Raw genomic sequence first — 23,043 nt, 5'->3', positions numbered from 1 at the left:
CCGAGGCTTATTCGATGATGTTGAATTCGCCGAGATGGTCTTCGCAGATTTCCAGGCCCAGGCCCGGCTTGTGGTCGTCGAGCTGGATATAGCCTTGCACCGGCTGCGGCTCGCCCTTGAACACGTAATAGAACAGCTCGTTGCCGACCTCGACATCGAACACCGGGAAGAACTCGGCCATGGGCGAGGCGGTGCTGGACAGGGTCAAGTGATAGTTGTGCATCTGGCCGGCATGGGGGATGACCGGCACCGACCAGGCCTCGGCCAGGGCGTTGATCTTGCGCGCCGCGGTGATGCCACCGACGCGGTTGGTGTCGTACTGGATCACGTCGACGGCACGCCGCTCCAGCAATTCCTTGAAGCCGTAGGAGGTGAATTCGTGCTCGCCGCCGGAAATCGGCATGATGCCCATCTTCTTCAGCTCGACGTAGCCTTCCAGGTCATCGGCGATCACCGGTTCCTCCAGCCAGCGCGGCTCGAATTCGGCCAGCTTGGGCAACATGCGCCGGGCGTACTCCAGGGTCCAGCCCATATAGCACTCGAGCATGACGTCGACATCCGGCCCCGCCAGTTCCCGCAAGGCGCGCACTTGCTCGATGTTGCGGCGCATGCCTGCCGGCCCATCCTTGGGGCCGTAGCCGAAGCGCATCTTCAAGGCATTGAAGCCCTGGTCGAGGTAGCCCTGGGCCTCTTCCAGGAACAGATCGAGATCGTCGTTGGCGTAGAGCTTGGAGGCATAGGTCCAGATCCGCTCCTTGGTGCGTCCGCCCAGCAGCTTGAACACCGGCTTGCCCACGGCCTTGCCCATGATGTCCCAGATGGCGATGTCGATCGCCGAGATCGCCGCCATGCCGATGCCCTTGCGCCCCCAGGCATGGCTCTGGCGATACATTTTCTGCCAGATGTATTCGTTGTCGAAAGGGTCCTCGCCGATGGCCAGCGGTGCCAGGTAGGTATCGATGATCTGCTTGGCCACACGCGGCGCCAGGGCACAGTTGCCGATGCCCACCAGGCCGTTGTCGGTTTCCACTTCCACCACCAGCCAACCGTGGAAACGGAACGAGCCCATGGCGTCGCCGCGCTCGAACAGGATGTCCGAGGCGTTGGTGCAGAAGTGCGCCTTGGGGGGGACGACCTTGCCTTTCCATTCGAAGACACGGGTACGGATCGCTTTGATTTTCATGCGGGGGGGGGTCCTTGTCAGGGCTTGGGTAATGATCAGTCGAGCCGGGCCGGAGCCAGTGGCTCGGTGGAGCACTCGACGGGCCGGGCACTCAGGCGCGAGAGCAGGATGGCGCCGAGAATGCCCACCAGGGCCAGGGCGAACATTCCGGCACGGGGGTCGGCGAACTGGGCTTCGGTCAGGGTCTTGAGATTGGGAGCGACGAAACCGCCGAGGTTGCCGATCGAGTTGACCAGGGCAATCCCTCCCGCCGCCGCGGCGCCGCTGAGATAACCGGTGGGAATGGTCCAGAACAGCGGCTGCACGGCGACGAAGCCGGATGCGGCAAAGCAGAACGCCAGGACCACCGCGACCATGCTGCTGCCCAGGGCCGAAGCGGCGATCCCGATGGCGGCCATGCTCAGCATCAGCACCGCCAGGCGCCGATGCTGGCCACTGCGGTCGGCATGCCGGGTCACCAGGCGGGTGACCAGCAGCGCACAGATCCAGGGAATCGCGGTGATCAAGCCGACGCTCAAGCCCACATGGCCGTCCAGCAGACCGGCAATCCGGGTCGGCAGGTAGAACACCACTCCATAGACGCTCATCTGGATGGTGAAGTAGGCCAGGCAGAACTGCAGCACGCGCGGATTGCGCAGGGCGCTGAAGAATCCATGGGGACTGCTGTGCTGCTTACGCGCATCTTCTTCGGCCAGGGCGGCTTGCAGCGCCTGCTTCTGCGCCGCGTCCAGCCAGCGAGCATCGGCCGGGCGGTCGACCAGGTAGAAATAGGCCGCGACTCCCACTACCGATGCCATCAAGCCTTCGACCACGAACAGCCACTGCCAGTTGGTCAAGCCGAATATGCCGTGGAACTCCAGCAGCCAGCCCGACAGCGGGCTACCCAGCACCAGGGCCAGGGGCAGGCCGAAATAGAACCACCCCAGGGCCTGGCCACGGCTCTGGGCCGGAAACCAGTAAGTGAGGTAGAGGATGATGCCCGGGAAGAATCCGGCCTCGGCCACCCCTAGCAGGAAACGCAGCACATAGAAGGTCTGGGCGTCGTGGGCGAACATCATCGCCGCCGACACCAGGCCCCAGGTGACCATGATCCGACACAGCCAGACCCGGGCGCCGAGACGGTGCAGCATGAAATTGCTGGGCACCTCGAAGAAGGCATAACCGATGAAGAATATGCTCGCGCCGAACGCGAAGGCAGCATCGCCCAAGCCGGTATCCGCCTGCAGCGCGGCCTTGGCGAAACCGACATTGGAACGGTCGATGAAGGCCAGGATGTACATCAGGATCAGGAAGGGCAGCAAGCGCAGCCGACTTTTGGAGAGGGCGCTGGCAAGTACCAGGGCAGGGTCTGGACGAGTCATTTCGATGTTCCTTGAATGCCGGTCAGTGCCTTGCGCAAGGGACAAGGCGGCTTTTTGTAGTTGTGCGCCCCTTGAAGACAGCGGCTTGGCAACAGCTCAAGGGGTGAAGCGACTGTAGCCAGCCGGCCGAGCCCCGGCTAATCACTTATGGGCATCCGCTGATAACCCCAGGTAATCGCTAATCTGCATTTGTTAGCAGTTAGGGTTATCGGATAGCTTGGGATCGCCCCATCCACCGACCAAGAGCCGCCCATGACCAGGATTCCCGATGCCCATCTGATCCACAGCCGCCTGCGCCTGCGGCAACTGCGGCTGGTGCTCGCCTTGCAGGAGTTCGGCTCGCTGCGCCGTGCCGCCGAGCACATCGGCATGACCCAGCCCGCGGCAACCAAGATGCTCCACGAGGCCGAGACTCTGCTGGGCGTCGAGCTGTTCGAGCGGCTGCCACGGGGAATGCGCGCCACGCCGTTCGGCGAAACGGTGATCTATTACGCGCGAATGGTCTTCGCCGAGCTCAGCGGCATGCGTGAGGAACTGGTGTCCCTGGAGTCGGGCAACCTGGGTCGGGTCACGGTCGGGGCCATTCCGGCCCTGGCCTCGGGGCTGCTGACCCGGACCATCGCCACCCTCAAGCAAAGCCATCCACGGCTGTCCATGAGCATCCAGGTGGATACCAGCGACGTCCTGGTGCAAGCCTTGTTGCAGGAGCAGCTGGATGTCGTCCTGGGGCGGATTCCAGCCGGAGCGCGGGCCGAGGAACTGTCGTTCGACAGCCTTGGTGAAGAAGCCCTGTGCGTGATCGCCGGAGCCCGCAACCCCTTGGCCCTAGCCACGCAACTGGACTGGGCGCAATTGCAGGAGCAGACTTGGGTATTGCAGCAGCATCCCAGCCCCATGCGCTCGATCGTCAACCAGGTGTTCCACAACGCCCGGGTGGATATTCCCAGCAGCATCGTCGAGACCACCTCGATCATGACCCTGCTGTCCCTGGTCCAGCAGACAGACATGATCGGCGTCACCCCGGTCTCGGTGGTCGAGGACTATCCCGGCCGGCACCTGCTGGCCGTCCTGCCGATCCAGTTCGAAGCGCGCCTGCCGCCCTTTGGCTTGATCACCCGGCGCCAGCGGATCCAGTCGTCGGCGATGCAGGCCTTCATGGATGCCGTACGCCAGGAGCAGGCCCCCCTGCGCAACTGAAGGGTGGCGTGGCGAAGGAGCAAGCTCCCTCGCCACTGCCTGCGACCGGGCATTGCACCCGGCCGGTGTACCTCGATCAGGCGCTCTTGCGGAACACGAACACCAGCCCGACGATGATCAGGCCCATGCCGAACAGGCTCAGCAGCGCCAGGCGATTACCGAAGATCAGGTAGTCCATCAGCGCCGTCACCGCCGGCACCAGGTAGAACAGGCTGGTGACATTCACCAGGTTGCCCTGGGCGATCAGGCGGTACAGCAGCAAGGTGGCCAGCACCGATACCACCAGCCCCATCCACAGCACCGGGATCAGGAAACCTGCGTCGTATTCGAAGTGGAACGGCTGGAACGGCACGAACAACGCACACAACAACAGCCCGGCCAGGTATTGCACCGGCAGGGTGCCCAGGGGGTTGTCGGTGATGCGTTTCTGCATGATCGAGCCGGCGGTCATGCTCACCAGGGCCAGCAGGCCGCAGAGCATGCCGGAGATCGAGATGCCTGCCAGGCCGATGCCCTGGTACACCACCATGATCAGGCCGGCGAGCCCCAGGCCCAGGCCGAACAGGCGGCTCCAGGAACGCTGGCGCTCCATCAGCACCACGGTAAGGATCGGTTGCACCCCCATGATGGTGGCCATCACCCCGGGGGTGACCTTCAGGTCCAGGGCCAGGATGTAGAAGATCTGGTAGGCGCCCAGCAGCACCAGGCCCGTGGCCACGGCGAACCCCATGGCCCGGCGCCCCCTGGGCCAGCGCAGCTTGAGCACGGGCACCAGCAGCACCAGGCCGGCCAGGGCGATGACGAAGCGCACCAGTAGGAAGGCGAAGGGCGAGGCATGGGCCAGCCCCCATTTGGAGAAGATCGCGCCGCTGCTCCAGAGCAGGACGAACAGACTCGTGGAAGCCGCCGCATAAGCGGATTTTTTTGATATGAGCAACATGAAACCACCTGTAGTCAGGCAAGAAGCCAATTCAGCCAGGGCTGAAGTTCAGTAGTGTTTTTTCAGGCGGGCAGGAGAAACAGCAGCGGTTGCTGATCAGCCCGAGAAGCCAACGCCCGGCGGTGATACGACTGCGTACACCGGCGTGCTACTGACAGGTGGGGGGTTCTGACCGATCTGCACAGGCTGCTGATTCCCGCACGGCACGACGCCAGCGTTGACCGCTGAAACCACTACCGCGTTGATGAGGGATAAGGCCATGTGCCGAGGGTTCTCGAAGGAAGAAAAGAATGAGTCGCTTGACTCATCGAGCGCCGAATATAACCAGCGCCCGATATTCATTGCAAGATTTATCCGAACAGCCATTTCCACAGGATGACCAGCACCACCACCGCCAGGACCGGGCGCAGGATGCGGTACAGCTTGGGATTGCGACGCTTCCACTGCTTGACCACGCCGCTGAAGCTGTCGCTGAAACGCTTGCTCCAGGCATAGGCCTGGTTGATGCCGCCAACCCGCTCGTCGTCGAGGTTCTGCGGTGCGGTGGCCCGCCCCAGCTGGGCACTGACCCAACGGTTGACGCGAGTCATCAGGCCGCTGCTCAACGGACGCTCGATGTCGCAGAACAGGATCACCCGGGTGGTCTCGGTTTCGTTCTTCACCCAATGCACGTAGGTCTCGTCGAACATCACGTCCTCACCGTCGCGCCAGGCGTATTCCTCGCCGTCGACGAAGATCCGGCAAGCGTCGGAGTTGGGCGTCGACAGGCCCAGGTGATAGCGCAGCGAGCCGGCGAAGGGGTCGCGGTGCGGGTTCAGGTGGCTGCCGCCGGGCAACAGCGCGAACATCGCGCCCTTGACGTTGGGAATGGCGCTCACCAGCTCGACGGTCTTGGGGCACAGGGCCGCGGCCGAGGGCAGCGGCTTGTCGTACCACTTGAGGTAGAAGCGCTTCCAGCCCTTCTTGAAGAAGGAGCCGAAACCGGCGTCGTTGTTCTTCTCGGCGGCGCGGATGTAACCCTCGTCGAACAGGTGCATGGCCTCGTCGCGAATGGTTTCCCAGTTGTCGCGCAGCACATCCAGCTCGGGGAACTTGCTGCGGTCCAGGTACGGCTTGGAGGGCACGCCGGAGAACAGGTACATCAGCGTGTTGTAGAGGGCGAACAGCGCCGAATGGTTGACGAACTGGCGCAGTACCGGCAGGCGCGCCTTACCGCGCAGATGCACGAAAAGGATGCTGCCGATGAACAGCGACAACACCGCGAACTTGGCGGCAAAGGAAAAGCTCATGCAACAACTCCTTGGAAATAGGCACCGGTGGGGGAGCGATCACCCGACCTGGCAGCCGGTCATGATAAACACTCCTGACCCCCGGAAAAACCCGCACGACCGAACATTCAGCGTTAACGGTCGTGCAACAACGGCGTTAAGTAGCATAAGCCGCACAAGCAGCGACTGATATGGATCAGCCATCGGTCCATGGGCCGACGGCCAGCCGTGTTACTGCTGGGTCTCCTGCTCGGTGAACAGGTCGCTGAACAGCATGCTCGACAGGTAGCGCTCGCCGGAGTCCGGCAGGATCACCACGATGGTCTTGCCTTGCATTTCCGGGGTTTCCGCCAGGCGCACCGCCACCGCCATCGCCGCGCCGCAGGAAATCCCGCAGAGGATGCCCTCCTCCTGCATCAGGCGCAGGGCCATGGCCTTGGACTCCTCGTCGGTCACCAGCTCCACCCGGTCGACCATTTCGAGGTCCAGGTTCTTGGGCACGAAACCGGCACCAATGCCCTGGATCTTGTGCGGGCTGGGCTTGATCTCCTGCCCGGCGAGCTTCTGGCTGATCACCGGCGAAGTGGCCGGCTCCACCGCTACCGCGAGGATCGGCTTGCCCTGGGTCTTCTTGATGTAGCGCGACACGCCGCTGATGGTGCCGCCAGTGCCGACGCCGGCCACCAGTACATCGACCGCGCCATCGGTGTCGTTCCAGATCTCGGGGCCGGTGGTCTTTTCGTGGATCGCCGGGTTGGCCGGGTTGTCGAACTGCTGCGGCATGAAGTACTTGCCCGGGTCGCTGGCGACGATTTCCGCCGCCTTGTCGATCGCGCCCTTCATGCCCTTGGCCGGCTCGGTGAGCACCAGTTCTGCCCCCAGGGCCTTGAGCACCTTGCGTCGCTCGATGCTCATGGAGGCCGGCATGGTCAGCATCAGCTTGTAGCCACGGGCCGCGGCGACGAAAGCCAGGCCGATCCCGGTGTTGCCCGAGGTGGGCTCGACGATGGTCATGCCCGGCTTGAGCCGGCCCGTGCTTTCGGCGTCCCAGATCATGTTGGCGCCGATGCGGCATTTCACCGAGTAGCCCGGGTTACGCCCTTCGATCTTGGCCAGGATGGTCACCCCGCGCGGGGCGATGCGGTTGATCTGCACCAAGGGCGTGTTACCGATGGAATGGGCATTGTCAGCAAAAATTCGGCTCATGGCTGGGTCCTTATGCAGCAGTGAAGAAGTCCTCAAGGTTATGCCTGGCATCCTTGAGCGTCCAGTCGCGCCGAACGACCTGGAGCCAGGGCAGTCAATGCCTTTATAGGACTGGAGGCTGTCCCCATGAAACGTCGCTATCGTTGGCCCCTGTGGACTCTGGCGGGCCTGGTCGTGCTGCTGGCCGGCCTGCATATCGCCCTGCCCTACCTGGTGCGTGACTACCTCAACGACAAGCTCGCGGACATGGGCGACTACCGTGGCCAGGTCAGCGATGTCGACCTGGCCTTGTGGCGCGGTGCCTACCGCATCAACGGCCTGGAGATCGTCAAGGTCAGCGGCAAGGTGCCGGTGCCTTTCGTCAAGGCACCGTTGATCGACCTGGCGGTGAGCTGGCATGCGCTGCGGTACGACCATGCGGTGGTGGCGCGGGTGCAGTTCGTCCAGCCCCAGGTGAACTTCGTCGATGGCGGCGCCGACCGCCAGGCCTCGCAGACCGGTGAAGGCACTGATTGGCGGGCGCAACTGGGCAAGCTCTTGCCCATCACCCTGGATGAAGTGCGGATCGACGACGGCACCCTCCACTTTCGCAACTTCGGCTCCAATCCACCGGTGAACCTGGGCGCGACCCAGGTCAATGCCAGCTTCTACAACCTGACCAACGTGGTCGACACCCAGGGCAAGCGCGACGCTCGCTTCGAGGGCAAGGCCCTGCTACTGGGCCAGGCCCCCCTGGAAACCAACGCCACCTTCGATCCCCTGAGCGACTTCGAGGCGTTCGAGTTCCGCCTGCGGGCCCGGGATATCGAGCTCAGGCGTTTCAACGACTTCGCCTCGGCCTACGGCAAGTTCGACTTCAAGGCCGGGCACGGCGACCTGGTGATCGAGGCCCAGGCCGAGAAGGGCCAACTGCACGGCTACATCAAGCCGCTGCTGCGGGACGTGGAAGTCTTCGACTGGCAACAGGACGTCGAGAACCGCGACAAGAATATCTTCCGCTCGGTCTGGGAAGCCCTGGTGGGCGCCGGGGAAACCCTGCTGAAGAACCAGCGCAAGAACCAGTTCGCCACCCGGGTCGAGCTCAGCGGCAACGTGCACCAGCAGGATGTCAGCGCATTCCAGGCGTTTTTACAGATTTTGCGCAACGGTTTCGTCCAGGCCTTCAATGCCCGCTATGAACAACCCAAGCCGTCGACTGACTGAGTCACCCCGTGACGCTCCATTCAGAGACTGAATGGGGCGTCTGCGTTCACAGTCAAGCGAGCGCCGCGTTATAGTCGCGCCATTCGTGTCCATTCAAGCGACCTGCCCCGGGCAGCTCGTCGTCACCGTTCGAGGAATTGCAGATGAAGTTCGAAGGCACCAGCGCATACGTTGCCACCGATGACCTGAAGCTGGCGGTCAACGCCGCCATCACCCTGGAGCGTCCGCTGCTGGTCAAGGGCGAACCCGGTACCGGCAAGACCATGCTCGCCGAGCAACTGGCCGAATCCTTCGGTGCCAAGCTGATCACCTGGCACATCAAGTCCACCACCAAGGCCCACCAAGGGCTCTACGAGTACGACGCGGTGAGCCGCCTGCGCGATTCGCAACTGGGCGTGGACAAGGTCCACGACATCCGCAACTACCTGAAGAAGGGCAAGCTCTGGGAAGCCTTCGAGTCCGAGGAGCGGGTGATCCTGCTGATCGACGAGATCGACAAGGCCGACATCGAGTTCCCCAACGACCTGCTGCAAGAACTCGACAAGATGGAGTTCTACGTCTACGAGATCGACCAGACCATCAAGGCCAAGCAGCGGCCGATCATCATCATTACCTCCAACAACGAGAAGGAACTGCCGGACGCCTTCCTGCGCCGCTGCTTCTTCCACTACATCGCCTTCCCTGACCGCACGACCCTGCAGAAGATCGTCGACGTGCACTACCCGGACATCAAGAAGGACCTGGTCAGCGAGGCGCTGGATGTGTTCTTCGACGTGCGCAAGGTGCCGGGCCTGAAGAAGAAGCCCTCGACCTCGGAACTGGTGGACTGGCTCAAGCTGCTGATGGCCGACAACATCGGCGAGGCGGTGCTGCGCGAACGCGATCCGACCAAGGCCATCCCACCGCTGGCCGGCGCCCTGGTGAAGAACGAGCAGGATGTACAGCTCCTCGAACGCCTGGCCTTCATGAGCCGACGCGGCGGTCGTTAGGCTCTGCCCAGAAGCTGCCTGCGCGTCGATCATGCTGCGTTAGAAACCGGTTCGGAATGCTCATTTAGCTCGCTAAACTCCGCCTCCTCACCTGTTTCTGCCTTGCCTGATCGCCGCTCGGCGAGCTTTTGAACAGATCCCTAGATCATTAGAGAGCGATAACCATGCTGCTCAACCTGTTCAATGAAATGCGCGCCGCCAAGGTACCGGTGTCGGTGCGCGAGCTGCTGGACCTGATCAACGCGCTCAAGCAGCGCGTGACCTTCGCCGACATGGACGAGTTCTACTATCTCGCCCGGGCGCTGCTGGTGAAGGACGAGCGCCACTTCGATAAGTTCGACCGGGCCTTTGGCGCCTACTTCAACGGCCTGGAGAAGCTCGACGACCACCTGCAGGCACTGATCCCCGAGGACTGGCTGCGCAAGGAGTTCGAGCGCTCGCTCAGCGATGAGGAACGGGCGCAGATCCAGTCCCTGGGCGGCCTGGACAAGCTGATCGAGGAGTTCAAGAAGCGCCTGGAAGAGCAGAAGGAACGCCACGCCGGCGGCAACAAGTGGATCGGCACCGGCGGCACCAGCCCCTTCGGCTCCGGCGGCTTCAACCCCGAAGGCATCCGCATCGGCGATGCCGGCAAGCGCCAGGGCAAGGCGGTCAAGGTCTGGGACCAGCGCGAATACAAGAACCTCGACGACTCGGTGGAACTGGGCACCCGCAACATCAAGGTGGCCCTGCGCCGGCTGCGCAAGTTCGCCCGCCAGGGCGCGGCCGAGGAGCTGGATATCGACGGCACCATCGACCACACCGCCCGGGATGCCGGCCTGCTGAACATCCAGATGCGTCCGGAACGGCGCAACAGCGTCAAGCTGCTGTTGCTGTTCGACATCGGCGGCTCCATGGATGCCCACGTGAAGATCTGCGAGGAACTGTTCTCGGCCTGCAAGACCGAGTTCAAGCACCTGGAGTACTACTACTTCCACAACTTCATCTATGAATCGGTGTGGAAGAACAACCTGCGCCGCGGTTCGGAACGGACCTCGACCCAGGACCTGTTGCACAAGTACGGCGCCGACTACAAGGTGATCTTCGTCGGCGACGCCGCCATGGCGCCCTATGAAATCACCCAGGCCGGCGGCAGCGTCGAGCACTGGAACGAAGAAGCCGGCTACGTGTGGATGCAGCGCTTCATGGAGAAGTACAAGAAGCTCATCTGGATCAACCCCTACCCGAAGGACACCTGGGGCTACACCGCCTCCACCAACATCGTGCGCGAGCTGATCGAGGACCAGATGTATCCGCTGACCCTGCGCGGCCTGGAAGAAGGCATGCGCTTTCTGTCCAAGTAGGCCGTCAAGCAAGGCCCTGCGGGCCTTTTCGCAGCCTCGTGATGACTCGACAGCGGCTACAGATCAATACCCTGTAGCCGCTGCCGCAGGCTGCGTACCGGCGCGCAGCGGCCGCCAGCCATTACACAAAGCGGCGCAAGAACGCCAACTGCTGCCGATGCGCGGTCTCCTGCACCACCGGCGCCAGGCGCACCTTGCTGCCGGGCAGGCATTGCGCCAGCCGGGCCAGGGACAAGGGCGTCAATGCGCCCAGGCGCGGATAACCGCCGATGGTCTGCCGGTCGTTGAGCAAGACGATCGGCTGGCCATCCGGCGGCACCTGGACCGCCCCCAGGGCGATGCCTTCGGAAATCATCGGCTGGCCCTGGTACTCCAGCACCGGTCCCAACAACCGGGCGCCCATGCGGTCGGCCCGGCTGTCCAGGGTCCAGTTGCGGTTGAAGGCATCGAACAGGCTCAGGCCACTGAACTGGCCGACCTGGGCCCCGAGGATCAGCTCCAGCGGCGCAGCGCCTGGCCAATCCGCCAGCTGTGCGGCCGACAAACACTTGAGCGCACCACCGGTTCCGGAATACCCCCGTACCCCGCCCTCGCCCAGTGCCCGCCCCTGCCCGTCGAGACCGCCCAGGGCCTCGCGCTGCACACTGGAACAACTGCCCAATACCTGCGGCGCGTCGAAACCGCCGGGGGCCGCAAGATAGGCCCGGGCCCCGGAATGCGGCTGGGTAAAACGCAAGCGCTGGCCCTTTTGCAGGACGAAACTACGGCCCGGGGCCAGCGGTCGCTCATCTACATAAGCCCCCAGGTCGGCCCCGGCCAGCGCCAGCAGGCAATAGTCCTCGGCCAGCAAGGCCAGGCCGCCGAGGGTGACTTCCACCACAGGGGCATCCAGGGCATTGCCCAGCAGCCAGTTGGCCCAGGACATCGACACCCAGTCCAGCGCCCCGCCCTGGGTCACGCCCAGGTGGCGCACACCGAACCGCCCGGCGTCCTGCAGCAGGCACAAAGGCGTGCTGGCCTCGATCGACAAACGGCTCATGCCGGCACCTCCAGCGGGCTGTCGTCGCCACCCAGGCGCAGGAACTCGGCCCGCTCCACTGCCGCGAAGCGCACCCGGTCTCCCGGCTGCAACAGGCTGTAGCCCTCGCGCTCGCGGTCGAACAAGCGGCTCGGGGTCCGCCCGATCAGGTTCCAGCCGCCCGGCGACACCGCCGGATAGGCCGCGGTCTGGCGTTCGGCGATGCCGACGCTGCCCGCCGCCACACGCTTGCGCGGGGTATCGAGCCGGGGCGCCGCCAGTTCAGGCGCCACCAGGCCCATGAAGGCGAAGCCGGGAGCGAAGCCCAGGGCGAACACCCGATATTGGTGCTGGCTGTGCCGACGGATCACCTCGACCACCGGCAAGCCGCTGCGCCGTGCCAGCAGCGCCAGCTCCGGCCCGACGCTGGGGTCGTACCACACCGGCAGCACATGCTCGCGCCCGCCTCCGGCATCCAGCGGAACCAGGTCCGCCAGGGCTGCGTCGATCAGCTCGCGGGCCTGGCCCGGGTCCAGGCTGCGCAGGTCGTAGTGCACCATCAGCGTGGTGTACGACGGCACCAGGTCGATCAGACCCGCGCCGAAGCCCTGGCGCAGGCGCTCGGCGGCGGCCAGCATCCAGGGCATGTGGTCTTCGGCGATCCCATCGAACAGGCGCACCATCAGGCAATCGATGGCCGCCACCTCCACCCGGTAGTTCATGAGTCGGACTGCTGGTCCAGGGCCTCGCGGATGCGCTGCACCGCCGCCACCGAACTGGCGTTGTCACCGTGCACGCACAAGGTATTGGCCTGCAGGAGCAAGGCACTGCCATCGCTGGCCACCAGGGGTTCGCCACGGGCGATGGCCAGGGCTTGGCGGACTATGGTGTCCGAGTCGTGGTGCACCGAGCCCGGCACTTGGCGCGAGACCAGGTGCCCGGCGCTGTCGTAGGCGCGGTCGGCGAAGGCCTCGAACCACAGGGTCACGCCGTGCTCATCGCCCAGGGCCTGGGCCGCGCGGTTGTCGCGGGTGGCCATGAGCATCAGCGGCAATTGCCGGTCGTAGGCCGCGACCGCCTGGATCACCGCGCGCAACTGGCTCGGCTTGGCCATCATGTCGTTGTACAGGGCGCCGTGGGGCTTGATGTAGCTGACCCGGGTGCCTTGTGCCCGGCAGATGCCATCGAGGGCGCCGACCTGGTAATGCAGCAGATCCTGGATCTCCGTGGCGGAATAGCTCATGGACCGGCGCCCGAAACCCGCCAGGTCCTGGTAGGCCGGGTGGGCGCCGATACGCACGCCGTTGGTCAGGGCCAGGGTCACGGTCTTGCGCATGATGCCCGGATCGCCGGCATGGAAACCGCAGGCGATGTTGGCGCAATCGATGAAAGGCATGACCTCGGCATCCAGGCCCATGGTCCAGTTGCCGAAGCTTTCGCCGATGTCGCAGTTCAATAGCAGGCGGCTCATGGTCGGTGCTCCTGTGTTTTTATCAGTGCCGGCCACGGGGGCCGGGTGCAGTGTCCGCAGGTTATCAGCTAGCGGGCCTCGAGTTCCTTGCCACGGGCCTCCGGCAGGCTCAGGGCGGCCAGCACCACCACGCCATAGGACACCGCGGCGAAGGTGCCGACGGCCACGCCCAGGGGCACAGGCTGGCTGCGGCCGAGATGATGCCCCGCAGGGCGATCAGGGGCGGGATCACGACTGAGCATCTGGGTGTCCAGGCCGTAGCCAATCTTGCAGCTCCAGAACGCCCGGCGCTCCTGCTGGTCGATGTCGCGATACCAGCCGACGCGATGCGGGGCCTTGGCGGCCTGTGGATCGGGCGCACTCATGGCGATCTCCCGGATTATCGGTGTTGTTCTGGACCACGACGACGCCTATCGTGGGTCGGTGCATTTTTCGACTCGGGCAGCGCCCACGTCCAACTAATAAAAGCCGCTCCAAGGCATAAGAAAAGTTGATCCCATGAATCTCAAGTTCCTCGAAACCTTCGTCTGGGTCGCACGGCTGAAGAACTTCAGCCTGACCGCGGAAAAGCTCTGCACCACCCAGGCCGCGATCTCCAGCCGCATCGCCGTGCTCGAGGACGAGCTGGGGGTCAAGCTGTTCCGGCGCGATTCGCGGGGCGTCAGCCTGACCCCCGAAGGGGTGAAGGTGCTGGAGCATGCCGAGCAGATGCTCGATACCCTGCAGGTGCTGAAGCAGTCGATCGAAGCGCCCTCGTGCAAGGTCGGACGGCTGCGCATCGGGGTCATGGATACGGTGATCCATACCTGGCTCAGCCCCCTGGTGGCGCAGATGATGGATCACTATCCCCAGGTGGAAATCGAGCTGGTGGCCGACACCTCGCTGAACCTGTGCGAGCAGTTGCAAAAAGGCTTTCTCGACCTGGTACTGCAAACCGACCTGCTTCGCCAGGAAAGCATTCGCAGCCTGGAACTGGCCAGCTATCCGGTGTGCTGGGTCGCCGCCAGCAACTCGATCTACCACCGCCCCTACGGCTCGCTGGTGGAGCTGGCCCGGGAGCGGATCGTCACTTACTCGAGGAACTCCCTGCCCCACCAGCAGATCCTGAGCCTGATGCAGGCCAACGGCGTACTGGCGCCGCGCCTGAACTGCGTCAATTCGGTATCGGCCATCACTCGGCTGCTGCGTGATGGCTTCGGCATCGGCGCCCTGCCGCCGGTCCTGGTGCGCGAGGAGCTGGCCCGGGGCGAGCTGACGCTGCTGGCCATCGAGCAGCGACCGCCGAACCTACAGGTGGTGGTGTCGTGGCGAGTGGGGGTGGAACTGGTGGAGGAGATCGTGCAGCTGTGCCAGCGCGTGGTACAGCGCTACGCCCAGCAGGTCGGCCAGGAGCACCTGCTCCTGGCGCCATCGCCATAGACGCTACGACACGGACTCAGAGCCCCTTGAGGTCGCGCTCCTCGATCGGCCGGCTCTGGCGTTGGCGGCGACCGCCGAGCACGACCCAGTCGATCAGCCGATACAGGCATTCCAGGCCGAAGGACAGCAACATGGCGCCGCCCATGGCCCAGGACATCGCCTCCGGGGTCAGCAGGATCTGGTAGCTGTAGCCATCCCAGGTTTCCTTGCGGATCGCCGGGTCGGCCGCCAGTACCACTTGCAGCAAGCGGATGTACCAGGGGCCTTGCATCGCCTGGTACTGCTTGTCCAGGGCCAGCTGGCGGCCGAGCAAGGCGCTCAGGCTCTGGGCATCGCTACGAAACACCGGGTCGTCGCTGGCCCGGTAGTGAGCCACCAGGGCGTTCAGGTCGCCCTTGAAGAACTGCTGCGCCGTGGCCTGGAAGCCCTGCAGGCTGTTCTGCGACTCGATCAGGTGGGCTTCGACACGCTTGGCGTAGTCGTTGATGAACCCCGGCACCTGCACACCGATCAACAGACCGGCGGCGAACAGCACCAGACGCAGATAACTGAGCAACATAGGGATGTCCTTATTCGGTCTGGCCCTGGCTGACGCATTCGCCGCGCCGCCAGAGGCCCCACTGTCCCGGCTGGTAGCGGGTCCAGGTTTCGTTTTCGGTCAAGGGTTCGGTGGCGATCACCGTGACCACGTCGTCGGGGGTGGTCTCGGCCTGGAAGTCGACGATCACGTCCACATCCTTCAAGCGGGCCGGGCCGAACGGTGCGCGCCGGGTGATCTGCGCCAGCTTGGTGGAGCAGAAGCAGAACAGCCAGTCGCCATCGCTGAGCAGGGCATTGAACACACCCTTGCCGCGGTACTCGCTGCACGCCTGGATCAGTATCGGCAGCAACAGCTCGATCTGTACCGGCTCGGGAAAAACCGTGCGGACCCGGTTGAGCAGGTCGCAGAACGCCGCCTCGCTGTCAGTGTCGCCCACGGCCCGGTAGAAACCGGCCTCGGGGTGGAAATCCGCCAGCTGGCCGTTGTGCGCGAAGCACCAGTTACGGCCCCACAGCTCGCGGACGAAAGGATGGGTATTGGCCAGGCAGACCTTGCCGACGTTGGCCTGGCGGATGTGGCCGATCACCACTTCGCTCTTGATCGGGTAGCGCTGCACCAGGTTGGCCACTTCCGATTCGCTGCTGGCGGCCGGGTCCTGGAACAGGCGCAGGCCACGGCCTTCGTAGAAGGCGATGCCCCAGCCATCGCGGTGGGGGCCGGTCCGGCCGCCACGCTGCATCAGCCCGGTGAAGCTGAAGACGATGTCGGTCGGTACATTGGCGCTCATGCCCAACAATTCACACATGCTCGGACTCTCGCTGCAGTGCCGGAAACGGGGTTACAGGCGTGGCTCGACCCGCGCGCCAGCCACGGACGGGCGGCCATAGCGGTCGTTGCCGGCGCTGCCAAAGGGCTGGTCATCTTCGACCTCGGCGGCCTTGGCCGCGGCTTTGGCCGCTTCGTTGCGCTGCCGGCGTTCCCGGGCGGCGCGTTCGATGGGCCAGCGGATCAGCACGAACAGCAGGTACACGCCGAAGGCGATCATGCCGTACATGAACAGATCGGAAACCGCGCGCCAGGCGTTGTTGCCCACCTTGAAGGCGACGTCCAGGGCGGTGATGGCCACGGCCGGAGCGAGCTTCTCCTTGACCGGGTCGATGATGGTCGGGCTGAACAGCAGCACCGCCATCAGCACGCGCAGCGGCTCGCGCAACCAACGCCACATCCAGCGGGTCAGGCGCATCCACACCAGCAGGCAACCCAAGGCGGCGAAGGCGTAGCAACCCCAGGCGATCAGATAGTCGTTCTCGGTCATGGTGTCCGTGGCAAGGCAGGCAAAGAGGCGCTTATGATAACGACTTTTCCCGTGTCAGGCTGCACCGCCGTCTGCCGAGCCTTCATTTGTCATCGTCCGAGAGCCTCCCATGCCCGTACCCGCCCATGACACCAACGCCCCGATCGCCCACAAGGCCGGCGGCGCTGACCCGTATGCCTGGCTGCAGGAGCGCGACACCGACGCGGTGCTCGACTACCTGAAGGCGGAGAACAGCTACCAGGAACGCCAACTGGCCCAACAGGCGCCCCTGCGCGAGGCGCTGTTCCAGGAGATCAAGGGACGGATCCTCGAGACCGACCTGTCCCTGCCCTCGCCCTGGGGGCCGTACCTGTACTACACCCGTACCACCGCCGGCGACGAGTATCCACGCCACTACCGCTGCCCGCGCCCGGCGGACGACAGCCTGGTGGTGGACGAAAGCCGCGAGCAGCTGCTGCTGGACCCGAACGTCCTGGCCAACGGCGGGTTCTTCGCCCTGGGTGCGTCCAGCATCAGCCCCGCCCCCCAGCGCCTGGCCTACAGCCTCGACACCAGCGGCGAGGAAATCTACAGCCTGTTCGTCAAGGAGCTGGCCAGCGACCAGGTCAGCGAACTGCCGTTCGAGCAATGCGACGGCAGCATGACCTGGGCCAACGACAGCCAGACCCTGTTCTTCGGCGAGCTGGACGAGACCCACCGCCCGCACAAGCTGTTGCGCTACCGCCTGGGCGACAGCGCTGCTGAAGAGGTATTCCACGAACCCGACGGGCGCTTCTTCCTGCATTGCTATCGCGCCAGCTCCGAACGCCAGTTGCTGCTGTCCATGGGCAGCAAGACCACCAGCGAAACCTGGGCCCTGGACGCCGATCAGCCGCACCTGCCGTTCACCTGCGTCGCGCCGCGCACCGAAGACCATGAATACGATGTCGACCACGGCCTGCTCGATGGCCAGTGGACCTGGTTCATCCGCAGCAACCGCGATGGCATCAACTTCGCCCTCTACCAGGCGCAGGACACCGGCGGCGTCCCCACCCAGGACACCTGGCAACTGCTGGTGCCGCACGATCCCGAGGTGATGCTCGACGGTGTGACCCTCAATGCCGGGGCCATGACCCTGAGCCTGCGCGAAGGCGGCCTGCCGATCATCGAAGTGCGCCCGCAAGGCCTGCCCGGCTACCGCGTGCAGTTGCCGGATGCGGCCTATAGCCTGCATGTGCAGAACAGCCTGGAGTTCGGCAGCGAGTGTATCCGCCTGCGCTACGAAGCCCTCAACCGCCCGGCCCAGATACGCCAGCTGCAACTGGCCGACGGCCAGCAGCAAGTCCTCAAGCAGACCCCGGTGCTGGGCGAGTTCGATGCCGACGCCTACGTCAGCCAGCGCTTGTGGGCCACCGCCGCCGACGGCACCCAGGTGCCCATCAGCCTGGTGGTCAAGCGCGAGTACCTGGGCCAGCCCACGCCCCTCTACCTGTACGGCTACGGCGCCTATGGCGCGAGCCTCGACCCCTGGTTCTCCCATGCCCGCCTGAGCCTGCTCGAGCGCGGCGTGGCCTTCGCCATCGCCCACGTGCGCGGTGGCGGTGAACTGGGCGAAGCCTGGTACCGCGCCGGCAAGCAGGAGTACAAGCAGAACACCTTCGACGACTTCATCGCCTGTGCCGAGCACCTGGTCGCCCAGGGCCTGACCACTTCCCGCCAACTGGCCATCAGCGGCGGCAGCGCCGGCGGCCTGTTGATCGGCGCGGTGCTCAACCAGCGCCCCGAGCTGTTCCAGGTGGCCATTGCCGAAGTGCCGTTCGTCGACGTACTCAACACCATGCTCGACCCGGAACTGCCACTGACCGTCACCGAGTACGACGAATGGGGCAACCCCGAGGACCCGCAAGTGCATGCGCGGCTCAAGGCCTACGCCCCCTACGAGAACGTCCGGGCCCAGGCGTACCCGGCCATCCTGGTGATCGCCGGCTATAACGACAGCCGCGTGCAGTACTGGGAGGCGGCCAAGTGGGTGGCCAGGCTGCGCGCCACCAAGACCGACGCCAACCTGCTGTTGCTCAAGACCGAACTGGGCGCCGGCCACGGCGGCATGAGCGGGCGCTACCAGGGATTGCGTGACGTAGCCCTCGAATATGCCTTTGTCCTGAACATTCTGGGCCTGGGCTGAGGAACTCCCGGCGGCGCTCCTGTCTTAACCCAGGACCGCCGCCGATCCAGGCCCGAGCCACAGACACAAGAAAAAGACCCCATGTCCGAACCCACTCTCCTGAACAATGAAATCCGCGATTGGCTGATGGACTGCGGCCTGTTCGACCAGTTGCTGCCCGCCGACTTCAACGCCGCCGCCGGCTACTTCAGCATCAACAGCATCGCCCAGGGCGATGTGATCTTTCATGAGGGCGATGCCGGCAGCTTCATGTGCATCATCCACAGTGGCCAGGTGGCGGTGCAGAAGCGCGGCCATGATGGCCAGCTCGTCAGCGTCGCCACCCTGCGCAGCGGGCGCGCCTTTGGCGAAATGGCGGTGCTCGATGGCGAGCGGCGCTCGGCCACCTGCGTGGCCGCCACCGATTGCCAACTGCTCAACCTGGGCAAGGACTCCCTGGAGAAGATGCTCAACGACGCGCCGAAGATCGCCGCCAAGATCATCCGCGCCCTGGCCGTGTCGCTGTCCAGGCGCCTGCGCATGGCCGACGGCCAGTTGCTCGCCCAGCAGATCTGAACCACGCCCCCCAGGGGCCTAGTGCCCGCTCTTGCTGTCGTTCTGCTCCAGCCCTGGCAGGGTCTGGTCCTTGGGCGGCTTGGGCATGTCGATGGGCGGCAGCAACGGCGCGCTGCCATTGGCGCCAGCCTTGGGCGTGCTGGGCGGGGTCACTTGCGGATAAGGGGTCGGGGTAGCGGTTCCCGGCGCGCCGAGGGCCGGTGTCGGGGTGACCACCGGGGCCGCTTGCGGCTCGTCGGCCCGGGCCTGGCCCGCGACCGCGGCGAGCATCGCCAATGCGGCGGCCAGCACCGTTGCAAGAGTGCGCTTCATCAATGACTCCATGGCTATTGTCAGGTGTCAGGCTACTCCCAACCGCGCTATTTTGCCTTCTCCAATACACGCCCTCGCGCAGCTTTCGTCGCGCTGCCCGCCCGGGAGACTGCCGGGACACCCGGGGCCTGCGCTAAACTTCGACCATCACCGTCATCAGCCTCTCACCAAAGGTCAAGCCATGAGTTCGTCCACTCCTTCGTCCACCACTTCCAAGCTGGACCGTATCCTCGCCGATGCCCAGCGCGACCGGGAAATGGGCTATCGCGACAAGGCGCTGAAGATGTACCCCCACGTCTGCGGCCGCTGCGCCCGGGAATTCTCCGGCAAGCGCCTGAGCGAGCTGACCGTGCATCACCGCGACCACAACCATGACAACAACCCCCAGGACGGCTCCAACTGGGAGCTGCTGTGCCTGTACTGCCATGACAACGAGCACTCGCGCTACACCGACCAGCAGTACTTCGGCGAAGGTTCCCTGAGCACCCCCAAGGTCGCCAAGGCGACCCACAATCCCTTCGCCGCCCTGGCCGGGATGATGAAGAAGGACGAACAGTAGGCCGCCCCCTGGCGAGGTACCCCCGGCCCTCGCCAGATCAGCCCCCCGCCCTGGAACAATCGCCGTATAATCGCGCTTTTTTCTCCAAGGCTTCTCGCTCGTGGCAAACAAAAGGTACAGCTGCATCGGTTTGTATAACCCCAAGTCGCCGGAGAACGTCGGTTCGGTGATGCGCGCCGCCGGCTGCTATGGCGTCGCCTCGGTGTTCTACACCGGCAAGCGCTATGAGCGTGCCCGCGACTTCGTCACCGACACCAAGAAGGTCCACCAGGACATTCCGCTGATCGGCATCGACGACCTGAAGAAGATCCTTCCCCTGGGCTGCATTCCGGTCGCGGTGGAACTGGTGGACGGCGCTCGCCCGTTGCCCGAGTACACCCACCCCGACCGCGCCCTGTATATCTTCGGCCCGGAAGACGGCTCCCTGGACAAGGAGATCCGCGACTGGTGCGAAGACGTGATCTACATCCCCACCCACGGCTGCATGAACCTCGCGGCGACGGTCAACGTGGTGCTCTACGATCGCCTGGCCAAGGGCAACAACACCCGCTCCGGCCCCAAGTTCTGAATCACCCGCGCCCAATCTCCGGGAACCGGCAAGGTCCCGGTGCAGTCAGCCCTATATCCCCCACCTCCCCAAGGAGACAGATCATGAGCGAGCGCAAACAGCTGCAATCCATCGAGTCGACCCCGTTCCAGAGCCATCCCCGGCAGAACGTCCAGGGCTGGGAACGCATCGGCTCGCTGGCCGGCGGCGTGGTGATGATGGGCAAGGGCCTGCGCCGGGGCGGCGTGTTCGGCCTGGTGCAGATGGCGATCGGCGGCGTGGCCCTGGCCCGTGGCATCACCGGGCACAGCTCGGCCAAGAGCCTGTTGGAAAAGAGCCGCCGGGACATGCAGGAGGTGCGAAGCAGGATCGAACGCGCCGGCGCGCAGCTGCGCGATCTCAAGGCCAACGCCGACGTCGCGGGGCGCACCGCCAAGACGATCGAGGAAGCGGCCAAGGCGCCCGAAACCAAGGTCTGAAGCGGGCGACTCAGCGCAGCAGCGGGCTGTCCAGCACCTGGGACGACCCGCCCAGCACGCTTTCGCTCAGCTGGATGAACTGGGCGGTAGTGACCCGCTCCAGGCGCATCGCTCCTTGCAACACATCGTCCAGCGAGCGCTTGTTGCGGGTCTTCAGGCGAATCTCCCGGTCCAGTTCCTGCAACAGCAGCACGGCCCGGGCCACGGTGGCTGCATTCACCTGCTCGCCGCGCAAACTGCTGACGCCCTGGCCATCCCGCACCAGGCGCTTGTGCAGTACTTGATAGCGCTCGTCGCTGATGCCACCGGCCCGGCGCAGCAGCTCGATGGCGTAGTACTCGGCCAGGCCTTCGCTGATCCAGTCGCTGTGCTGGCTATCGTTGATGCGCCCCAGGGATTGCACCAACTCGCGCAGCAACGGACTGACACCGCTCTCGCCGACCAGCGGCAGGCGGCTGTGCAAGTACAGCGAATCGCGCCCGGCGAGGCTACCGCGCCACATCGGATCACCGGCGCCGACGATCAGCAGCTTGCCCGGCTGGCGTGGAAACACCGCTTGCACCTGGGGCCAGACGAAGGTCAGCAGGGTCAGGACATCCATGCGCCGCATGCCCTGGCCCAGGGGCGACACCACGCTGACTTCCGTAGCGCCCAGGCGGGTGCGGCGGCTACCCAGGTTGCCGGCGAGCATCCAGCCGGTGGGGCGATCGAACAGGCGTTCGGGGTTATCGATGCGAAAGCGCTGCTTGCCGATACGCGGCCAGGCGGTCTCGACGCTCTTCCAGCCATTGGGCAGTTCGAAGTCCAGGCGCGCCACCAGCTCGGCGCCATCTTGCTGGTCGAGCCGAGCTGGCGGCACCAGCGTCTCGCCACGCAACAAGGCCCAATTGGCAGTGCTGCGGCTGTCATAGCTGCCCTTCTTCGGGCTGTGGCTCAGGCGTACCCGGTAGCTCAGGCTGGCCTTGCCGCCAGCCGGACGCCAGGTGCCACGCCGGCCACCCGCCTGGGCGGTGACGGCCTGCCATTGGCCATCGGCCTTGAAGTCGCTGTAGTCGCCGTCCTTGCCCAGGTCGAAGTCCAGGCTGCGCAGCGCCGCGCCGTCAGCCAGGGTCAGGCGCACTTCAGCCTGGTCGCCCTGGGGCAGGAACCGCACGTGATAATCCAGGTCGACCTTCTTCGCCGCGACAGCCGCCGCGCTCAATCCCAGCAGCACCCAGGCCAGCGCCAGCTTCGCCCCCACCCTCATACACACTCCTTGCTTGAGAACCTGTCTGCGAGCCGTGCGGCCTTGAAAAGGGGCCGGGTCACTCAGCCCGCGCGGAAAATCAGATGGTCTTCCCAATCATCTTCCGCGACGCTGCCCTCGGCGAGCATGCGCCCGGATTGGGAAATCCGCTCGTGGTGCACCGCATCGCGATCGCCGCACACCAGGTGATGCCAGAGCGGCAGGTCCTTGCCTTCGCTCACCAGGCGGTAGCCGCAGGTGGGCGGCAGCCACTTGAACTCGTCGGCCTTGCCCGGGGTCAGCTGGATGCAGTCGGGCACCGACTCGCGGCGGTTGGGGTAATCGGTGCACTGGCAGGTCTTGAGGTCCAGCAGCTTGCAGGCGATACGCGTGTAGTAGACGCTGTTGTCGTCTTCATCCTCGAGCTTTTGCAGGCAGCACAGGCCGCAGCCGTCGCACAACGACTCCCATTCCTCCTGGTCGAGTTGTTCGAGGGTCTTGCGTATCCAGAATGGTTCGACTTTGGCGGCCATGGCTCAAGCATCAATATCCGAGGGTGAAAAGGCCGCCAGTCTAGTGCCGAAGACCCGGCGGGCCAAGCACTGGCGACTGTCGGTAACCCGGCGCTTGCCAGCCGCCAATGGGCACAGTAGCTTTGCTTCCCGAGCCGACCCTCGCCCCGGATGCCATCCACGCTCGCCGCGTTGTATCCGGCGCACCCCACGGGGTCAGGAAAGCCTCTGCGCCC

The 23,043-nt window shown here is 64.9% G+C and carries 24 protein-coding genes and 2 pseudogenes; 10 read left to right on the top strand and 16 right to left on the bottom strand.

What is annotated here, in order from left to right:
• Positions 1 to 7: 7 nt before the first annotated feature.
• Entirely contained in the window at positions 8 to 1,183 is a 1,176-nt protein-coding gene (locus ACK6AU_RS15080; protein ID WP_409299790.1) for an L-rhamnonate dehydratase, read from the bottom strand.
• Between the two features lie 35 nt (positions 1,184 to 1,218).
• Complete coding sequence (locus tag ACK6AU_RS15075) at positions 1,219 to 2,544, bottom strand: MFS transporter (protein ID WP_409299788.1); 1,326 nt, start codon at positions 2,542 to 2,544, stop codon at positions 1,219 to 1,221.
• Between the two features lie 252 nt (positions 2,545 to 2,796).
• On the opposite strand from ACK6AU_RS15075, the gene ACK6AU_RS15070 reads away from it, so the two are divergent.
• Complete coding sequence (locus tag ACK6AU_RS15070) at positions 2,797 to 3,741, top strand: LysR family transcriptional regulator (RefSeq protein WP_409299786.1); 945 nt, start codon at positions 2,797 to 2,799, stop codon at positions 3,739 to 3,741.
• 76 nt (positions 3,742 to 3,817) lie between these two features.
• On the opposite strand, the gene ACK6AU_RS15065 is transcribed toward ACK6AU_RS15070, so the two are convergent.
• From ACK6AU_RS15065 to cysK, 3 genes are all read right to left on the bottom strand, one after another.
• Positions 3,818 to 4,681, bottom strand: coding sequence for a DMT family transporter (locus tag ACK6AU_RS15065; RefSeq protein WP_185698061.1), 864 nt, complete (start codon positions 4,679 to 4,681; stop codon positions 3,818 to 3,820).
• A 350-nt stretch (positions 4,682 to 5,031) separates the two neighbouring features.
• On the bottom strand, positions 5,032 to 5,970 hold the full coding sequence (locus ACK6AU_RS15060) for an aspartyl/asparaginyl beta-hydroxylase domain-containing protein (protein WP_409299784.1): 939 nt from the start codon (positions 5,968 to 5,970) through the stop codon (positions 5,032 to 5,034).
• A 210-nt stretch (positions 5,971 to 6,180) separates the two neighbouring features.
• Entirely contained in the window at positions 6,181 to 7,155 is a 975-nt protein-coding gene (gene cysK / locus ACK6AU_RS15055) for a cysteine synthase A (RefSeq protein ID WP_022642925.1), read from the bottom strand.
• Positions 7,156 to 7,281: 126 nt separating this feature from the next.
• On the opposite strand from cysK, the gene ACK6AU_RS15050 reads away from it, so the two are divergent.
• The 3 genes from ACK6AU_RS15050 (at position 7,282) to ACK6AU_RS15040 (ending at position 10,690) form a co-directional block, all read left to right on the top strand.
• Positions 7,282 to 8,358: a DUF748 domain-containing protein gene (locus tag ACK6AU_RS15050; protein ID WP_409299782.1), complete on the top strand. Its 1,077-nt coding sequence runs from the start codon at positions 7,282 to 7,284 to the stop codon at positions 8,356 to 8,358.
• A gap of 143 nt (positions 8,359 to 8,501) precedes the next feature.
• Complete coding sequence (locus tag ACK6AU_RS15045; RefSeq protein ID WP_022642923.1) at positions 8,502 to 9,347, top strand: MoxR family ATPase; 846 nt, start codon at positions 8,502 to 8,504, stop codon at positions 9,345 to 9,347.
• 164 nt (positions 9,348 to 9,511) lie between these two features.
• On the top strand, positions 9,512 to 10,690 hold the full coding sequence (locus tag ACK6AU_RS15040) for a VWA domain-containing protein (RefSeq protein ID WP_185698058.1): 1,179 nt from the start codon (positions 9,512 to 9,514) through the stop codon (positions 10,688 to 10,690).
• A gap of 121 nt (positions 10,691 to 10,811) precedes the next feature.
• Here the strand turns inward: ACK6AU_RS15040 and ACK6AU_RS15035 are convergent, their stop codons facing one another.
• The 5 genes and pseudogenes from ACK6AU_RS15035 to ACK6AU_RS15015 all read right to left on the bottom strand — a co-directional run.
• Positions 10,812 to 11,729, bottom strand: coding sequence for a biotin-dependent carboxyltransferase family protein (locus ACK6AU_RS15035; RefSeq protein ID WP_409299780.1), 918 nt, complete (start codon positions 11,727 to 11,729; stop codon positions 10,812 to 10,814).
• Positions 11,726 to 12,430 carry an allophanate hydrolase subunit 1 gene (locus tag ACK6AU_RS15030; protein ID WP_185698056.1) on the bottom strand — a complete coding sequence of 235 codons (705 nt, stop codon included), beginning with the start codon at positions 12,428 to 12,430 and terminating at the stop codon, positions 11,726 to 11,728. Before ACK6AU_RS15030 ends, ACK6AU_RS15035 begins: the two co-directional genes overlap by 4 nt.
• Entirely contained in the window at positions 12,427 to 13,179 is a 753-nt protein-coding gene (locus ACK6AU_RS15025; RefSeq protein WP_409299778.1) for a 5-oxoprolinase subunit PxpA, read from the bottom strand. The genes ACK6AU_RS15030 and ACK6AU_RS15025 overlap by 4 nt, the downstream gene beginning before the upstream one ends.
• 68 nt (positions 13,180 to 13,247) lie before the next feature.
• Positions 13,248 to 13,367 (bottom strand): annotated as a pseudogene (locus ACK6AU_RS15020) (hypothetical protein); the annotation flags it as partial.
• Positions 13,358 to 13,544, bottom strand: a pseudogene (locus ACK6AU_RS15015) (MFS transporter); the annotation flags it as partial. The pseudogenes ACK6AU_RS15020 and ACK6AU_RS15015, both read right to left, overlap by 10 nt.
• A 133-nt stretch (positions 13,545 to 13,677) precedes the next feature.
• Between ACK6AU_RS15015 and ACK6AU_RS15010 the strand changes: the two are divergent.
• Entirely contained in the window at positions 13,678 to 14,598 is a 921-nt protein-coding gene (locus ACK6AU_RS15010) for a LysR family transcriptional regulator (RefSeq protein ID WP_409299776.1), read from the top strand.
• A gap of 16 nt (positions 14,599 to 14,614) precedes the next feature.
• On the opposite strand, the gene ACK6AU_RS15005 is transcribed toward ACK6AU_RS15010, so the two are convergent.
• The 3 genes from ACK6AU_RS15005 to ACK6AU_RS14995 are packed head-to-tail and all read right to left on the bottom strand — an operon-like array spanning position 14,615 to position 16,454.
• Positions 14,615 to 15,157, bottom strand: coding sequence for a DUF2937 family protein (locus tag ACK6AU_RS15005; RefSeq protein WP_185698053.1), 543 nt, complete (start codon positions 15,155 to 15,157; stop codon positions 14,615 to 14,617).
• 10 nt (positions 15,158 to 15,167) lie between these two features.
• Positions 15,168 to 15,944: a class II glutamine amidotransferase gene (locus tag ACK6AU_RS15000; protein ID WP_185698052.1), complete on the bottom strand. Its 777-nt coding sequence runs from the start codon at positions 15,942 to 15,944 to the stop codon at positions 15,168 to 15,170.
• Between the two features lie 33 nt (positions 15,945 to 15,977).
• Positions 15,978 to 16,454 carry an MFS transporter gene (locus ACK6AU_RS14995; RefSeq protein WP_409299773.1) on the bottom strand — a complete coding sequence of 159 codons (477 nt, stop codon included), beginning with the start codon at positions 16,452 to 16,454 and terminating at the stop codon, positions 15,978 to 15,980.
• A gap of 109 nt (positions 16,455 to 16,563) precedes the next feature.
• Here ACK6AU_RS14995 and ACK6AU_RS14990 point away from each other — a divergent pair, with 109 nt between their 5' ends.
• The gene (locus tag ACK6AU_RS14990) at positions 16,564 to 18,618 is read left to right on the top strand and encodes a S9 family peptidase (RefSeq protein ID WP_409299771.1); all 2,055 of its coding nucleotides are present in this window, start codon (positions 16,564 to 16,566) and stop codon (positions 18,616 to 18,618) included.
• An 81-nt stretch (positions 18,619 to 18,699) separates the two neighbouring features.
• Positions 18,700 to 19,173 carry a cyclic nucleotide-binding domain-containing protein gene (locus tag ACK6AU_RS14985; RefSeq protein ID WP_185698049.1) on the top strand — a complete coding sequence of 158 codons (474 nt, stop codon included), beginning with the start codon at positions 18,700 to 18,702 and terminating at the stop codon, positions 19,171 to 19,173.
• 18 nt (positions 19,174 to 19,191) lie between these two features.
• Here ACK6AU_RS14985 and ACK6AU_RS14980 read toward each other — a convergent pair whose 3' ends face one another.
• Positions 19,192 to 19,485, bottom strand: coding sequence for a hypothetical protein (locus ACK6AU_RS14980; protein ID WP_185698048.1), 294 nt, complete (start codon positions 19,483 to 19,485; stop codon positions 19,192 to 19,194).
• A gap of 181 nt (positions 19,486 to 19,666) precedes the next feature.
• Between ACK6AU_RS14980 and ACK6AU_RS14975 the strand changes: the two genes are divergently transcribed.
• From ACK6AU_RS14975 to ACK6AU_RS14965, 3 genes are all read left to right on the top strand, one after another.
• Positions 19,667 to 20,044: a YajD family HNH nuclease gene (locus tag ACK6AU_RS14975; protein ID WP_185698047.1), complete on the top strand. Its 378-nt coding sequence runs from the start codon at positions 19,667 to 19,669 to the stop codon at positions 20,042 to 20,044.
• Between the two features lie 100 nt (positions 20,045 to 20,144).
• Positions 20,145 to 20,612 carry an RNA methyltransferase gene (locus ACK6AU_RS14970; RefSeq protein WP_185698046.1) on the top strand — a complete coding sequence of 156 codons (468 nt, stop codon included), beginning with the start codon at positions 20,145 to 20,147 and terminating at the stop codon, positions 20,610 to 20,612.
• An 83-nt stretch (positions 20,613 to 20,695) separates the two neighbouring features.
• Complete coding sequence (locus ACK6AU_RS14965; protein WP_185698045.1) at positions 20,696 to 21,070, top strand: DUF2892 domain-containing protein; 375 nt, start codon at positions 20,696 to 20,698, stop codon at positions 21,068 to 21,070.
• 10 nt (positions 21,071 to 21,080) lie between these two features.
• Here the strand turns inward: ACK6AU_RS14965 and ACK6AU_RS14960 are convergent, their stop codons facing one another.
• The gene (locus tag ACK6AU_RS14960) at positions 21,081 to 22,316 is read right to left on the bottom strand and encodes a hypothetical protein (RefSeq protein WP_409299768.1); all 1,236 of its coding nucleotides are present in this window, start codon (positions 22,314 to 22,316) and stop codon (positions 21,081 to 21,083) included.
• Between the two features lie 62 nt (positions 22,317 to 22,378).
• Positions 22,379 to 22,828 carry a YcgN family cysteine cluster protein gene (locus ACK6AU_RS14955; protein ID WP_022642907.1) on the bottom strand — a complete coding sequence of 150 codons (450 nt, stop codon included), beginning with the start codon at positions 22,826 to 22,828 and terminating at the stop codon, positions 22,379 to 22,381.
• Positions 22,829 to 23,043: the final 215 nt, after the last annotated feature.

The sequence above is a fragment of the Pseudomonas sp. KCJK8993 genome (assembly GCF_046230915.1).
Lineage (GTDB): Bacteria > Pseudomonadota > Gammaproteobacteria > Pseudomonadales > Pseudomonadaceae > Aquipseudomonas > Aquipseudomonas piscis.
Note: the sequence above shows the minus strand (reverse complement) of the source record. Positions and strands in the feature narration are given on the sequence as shown.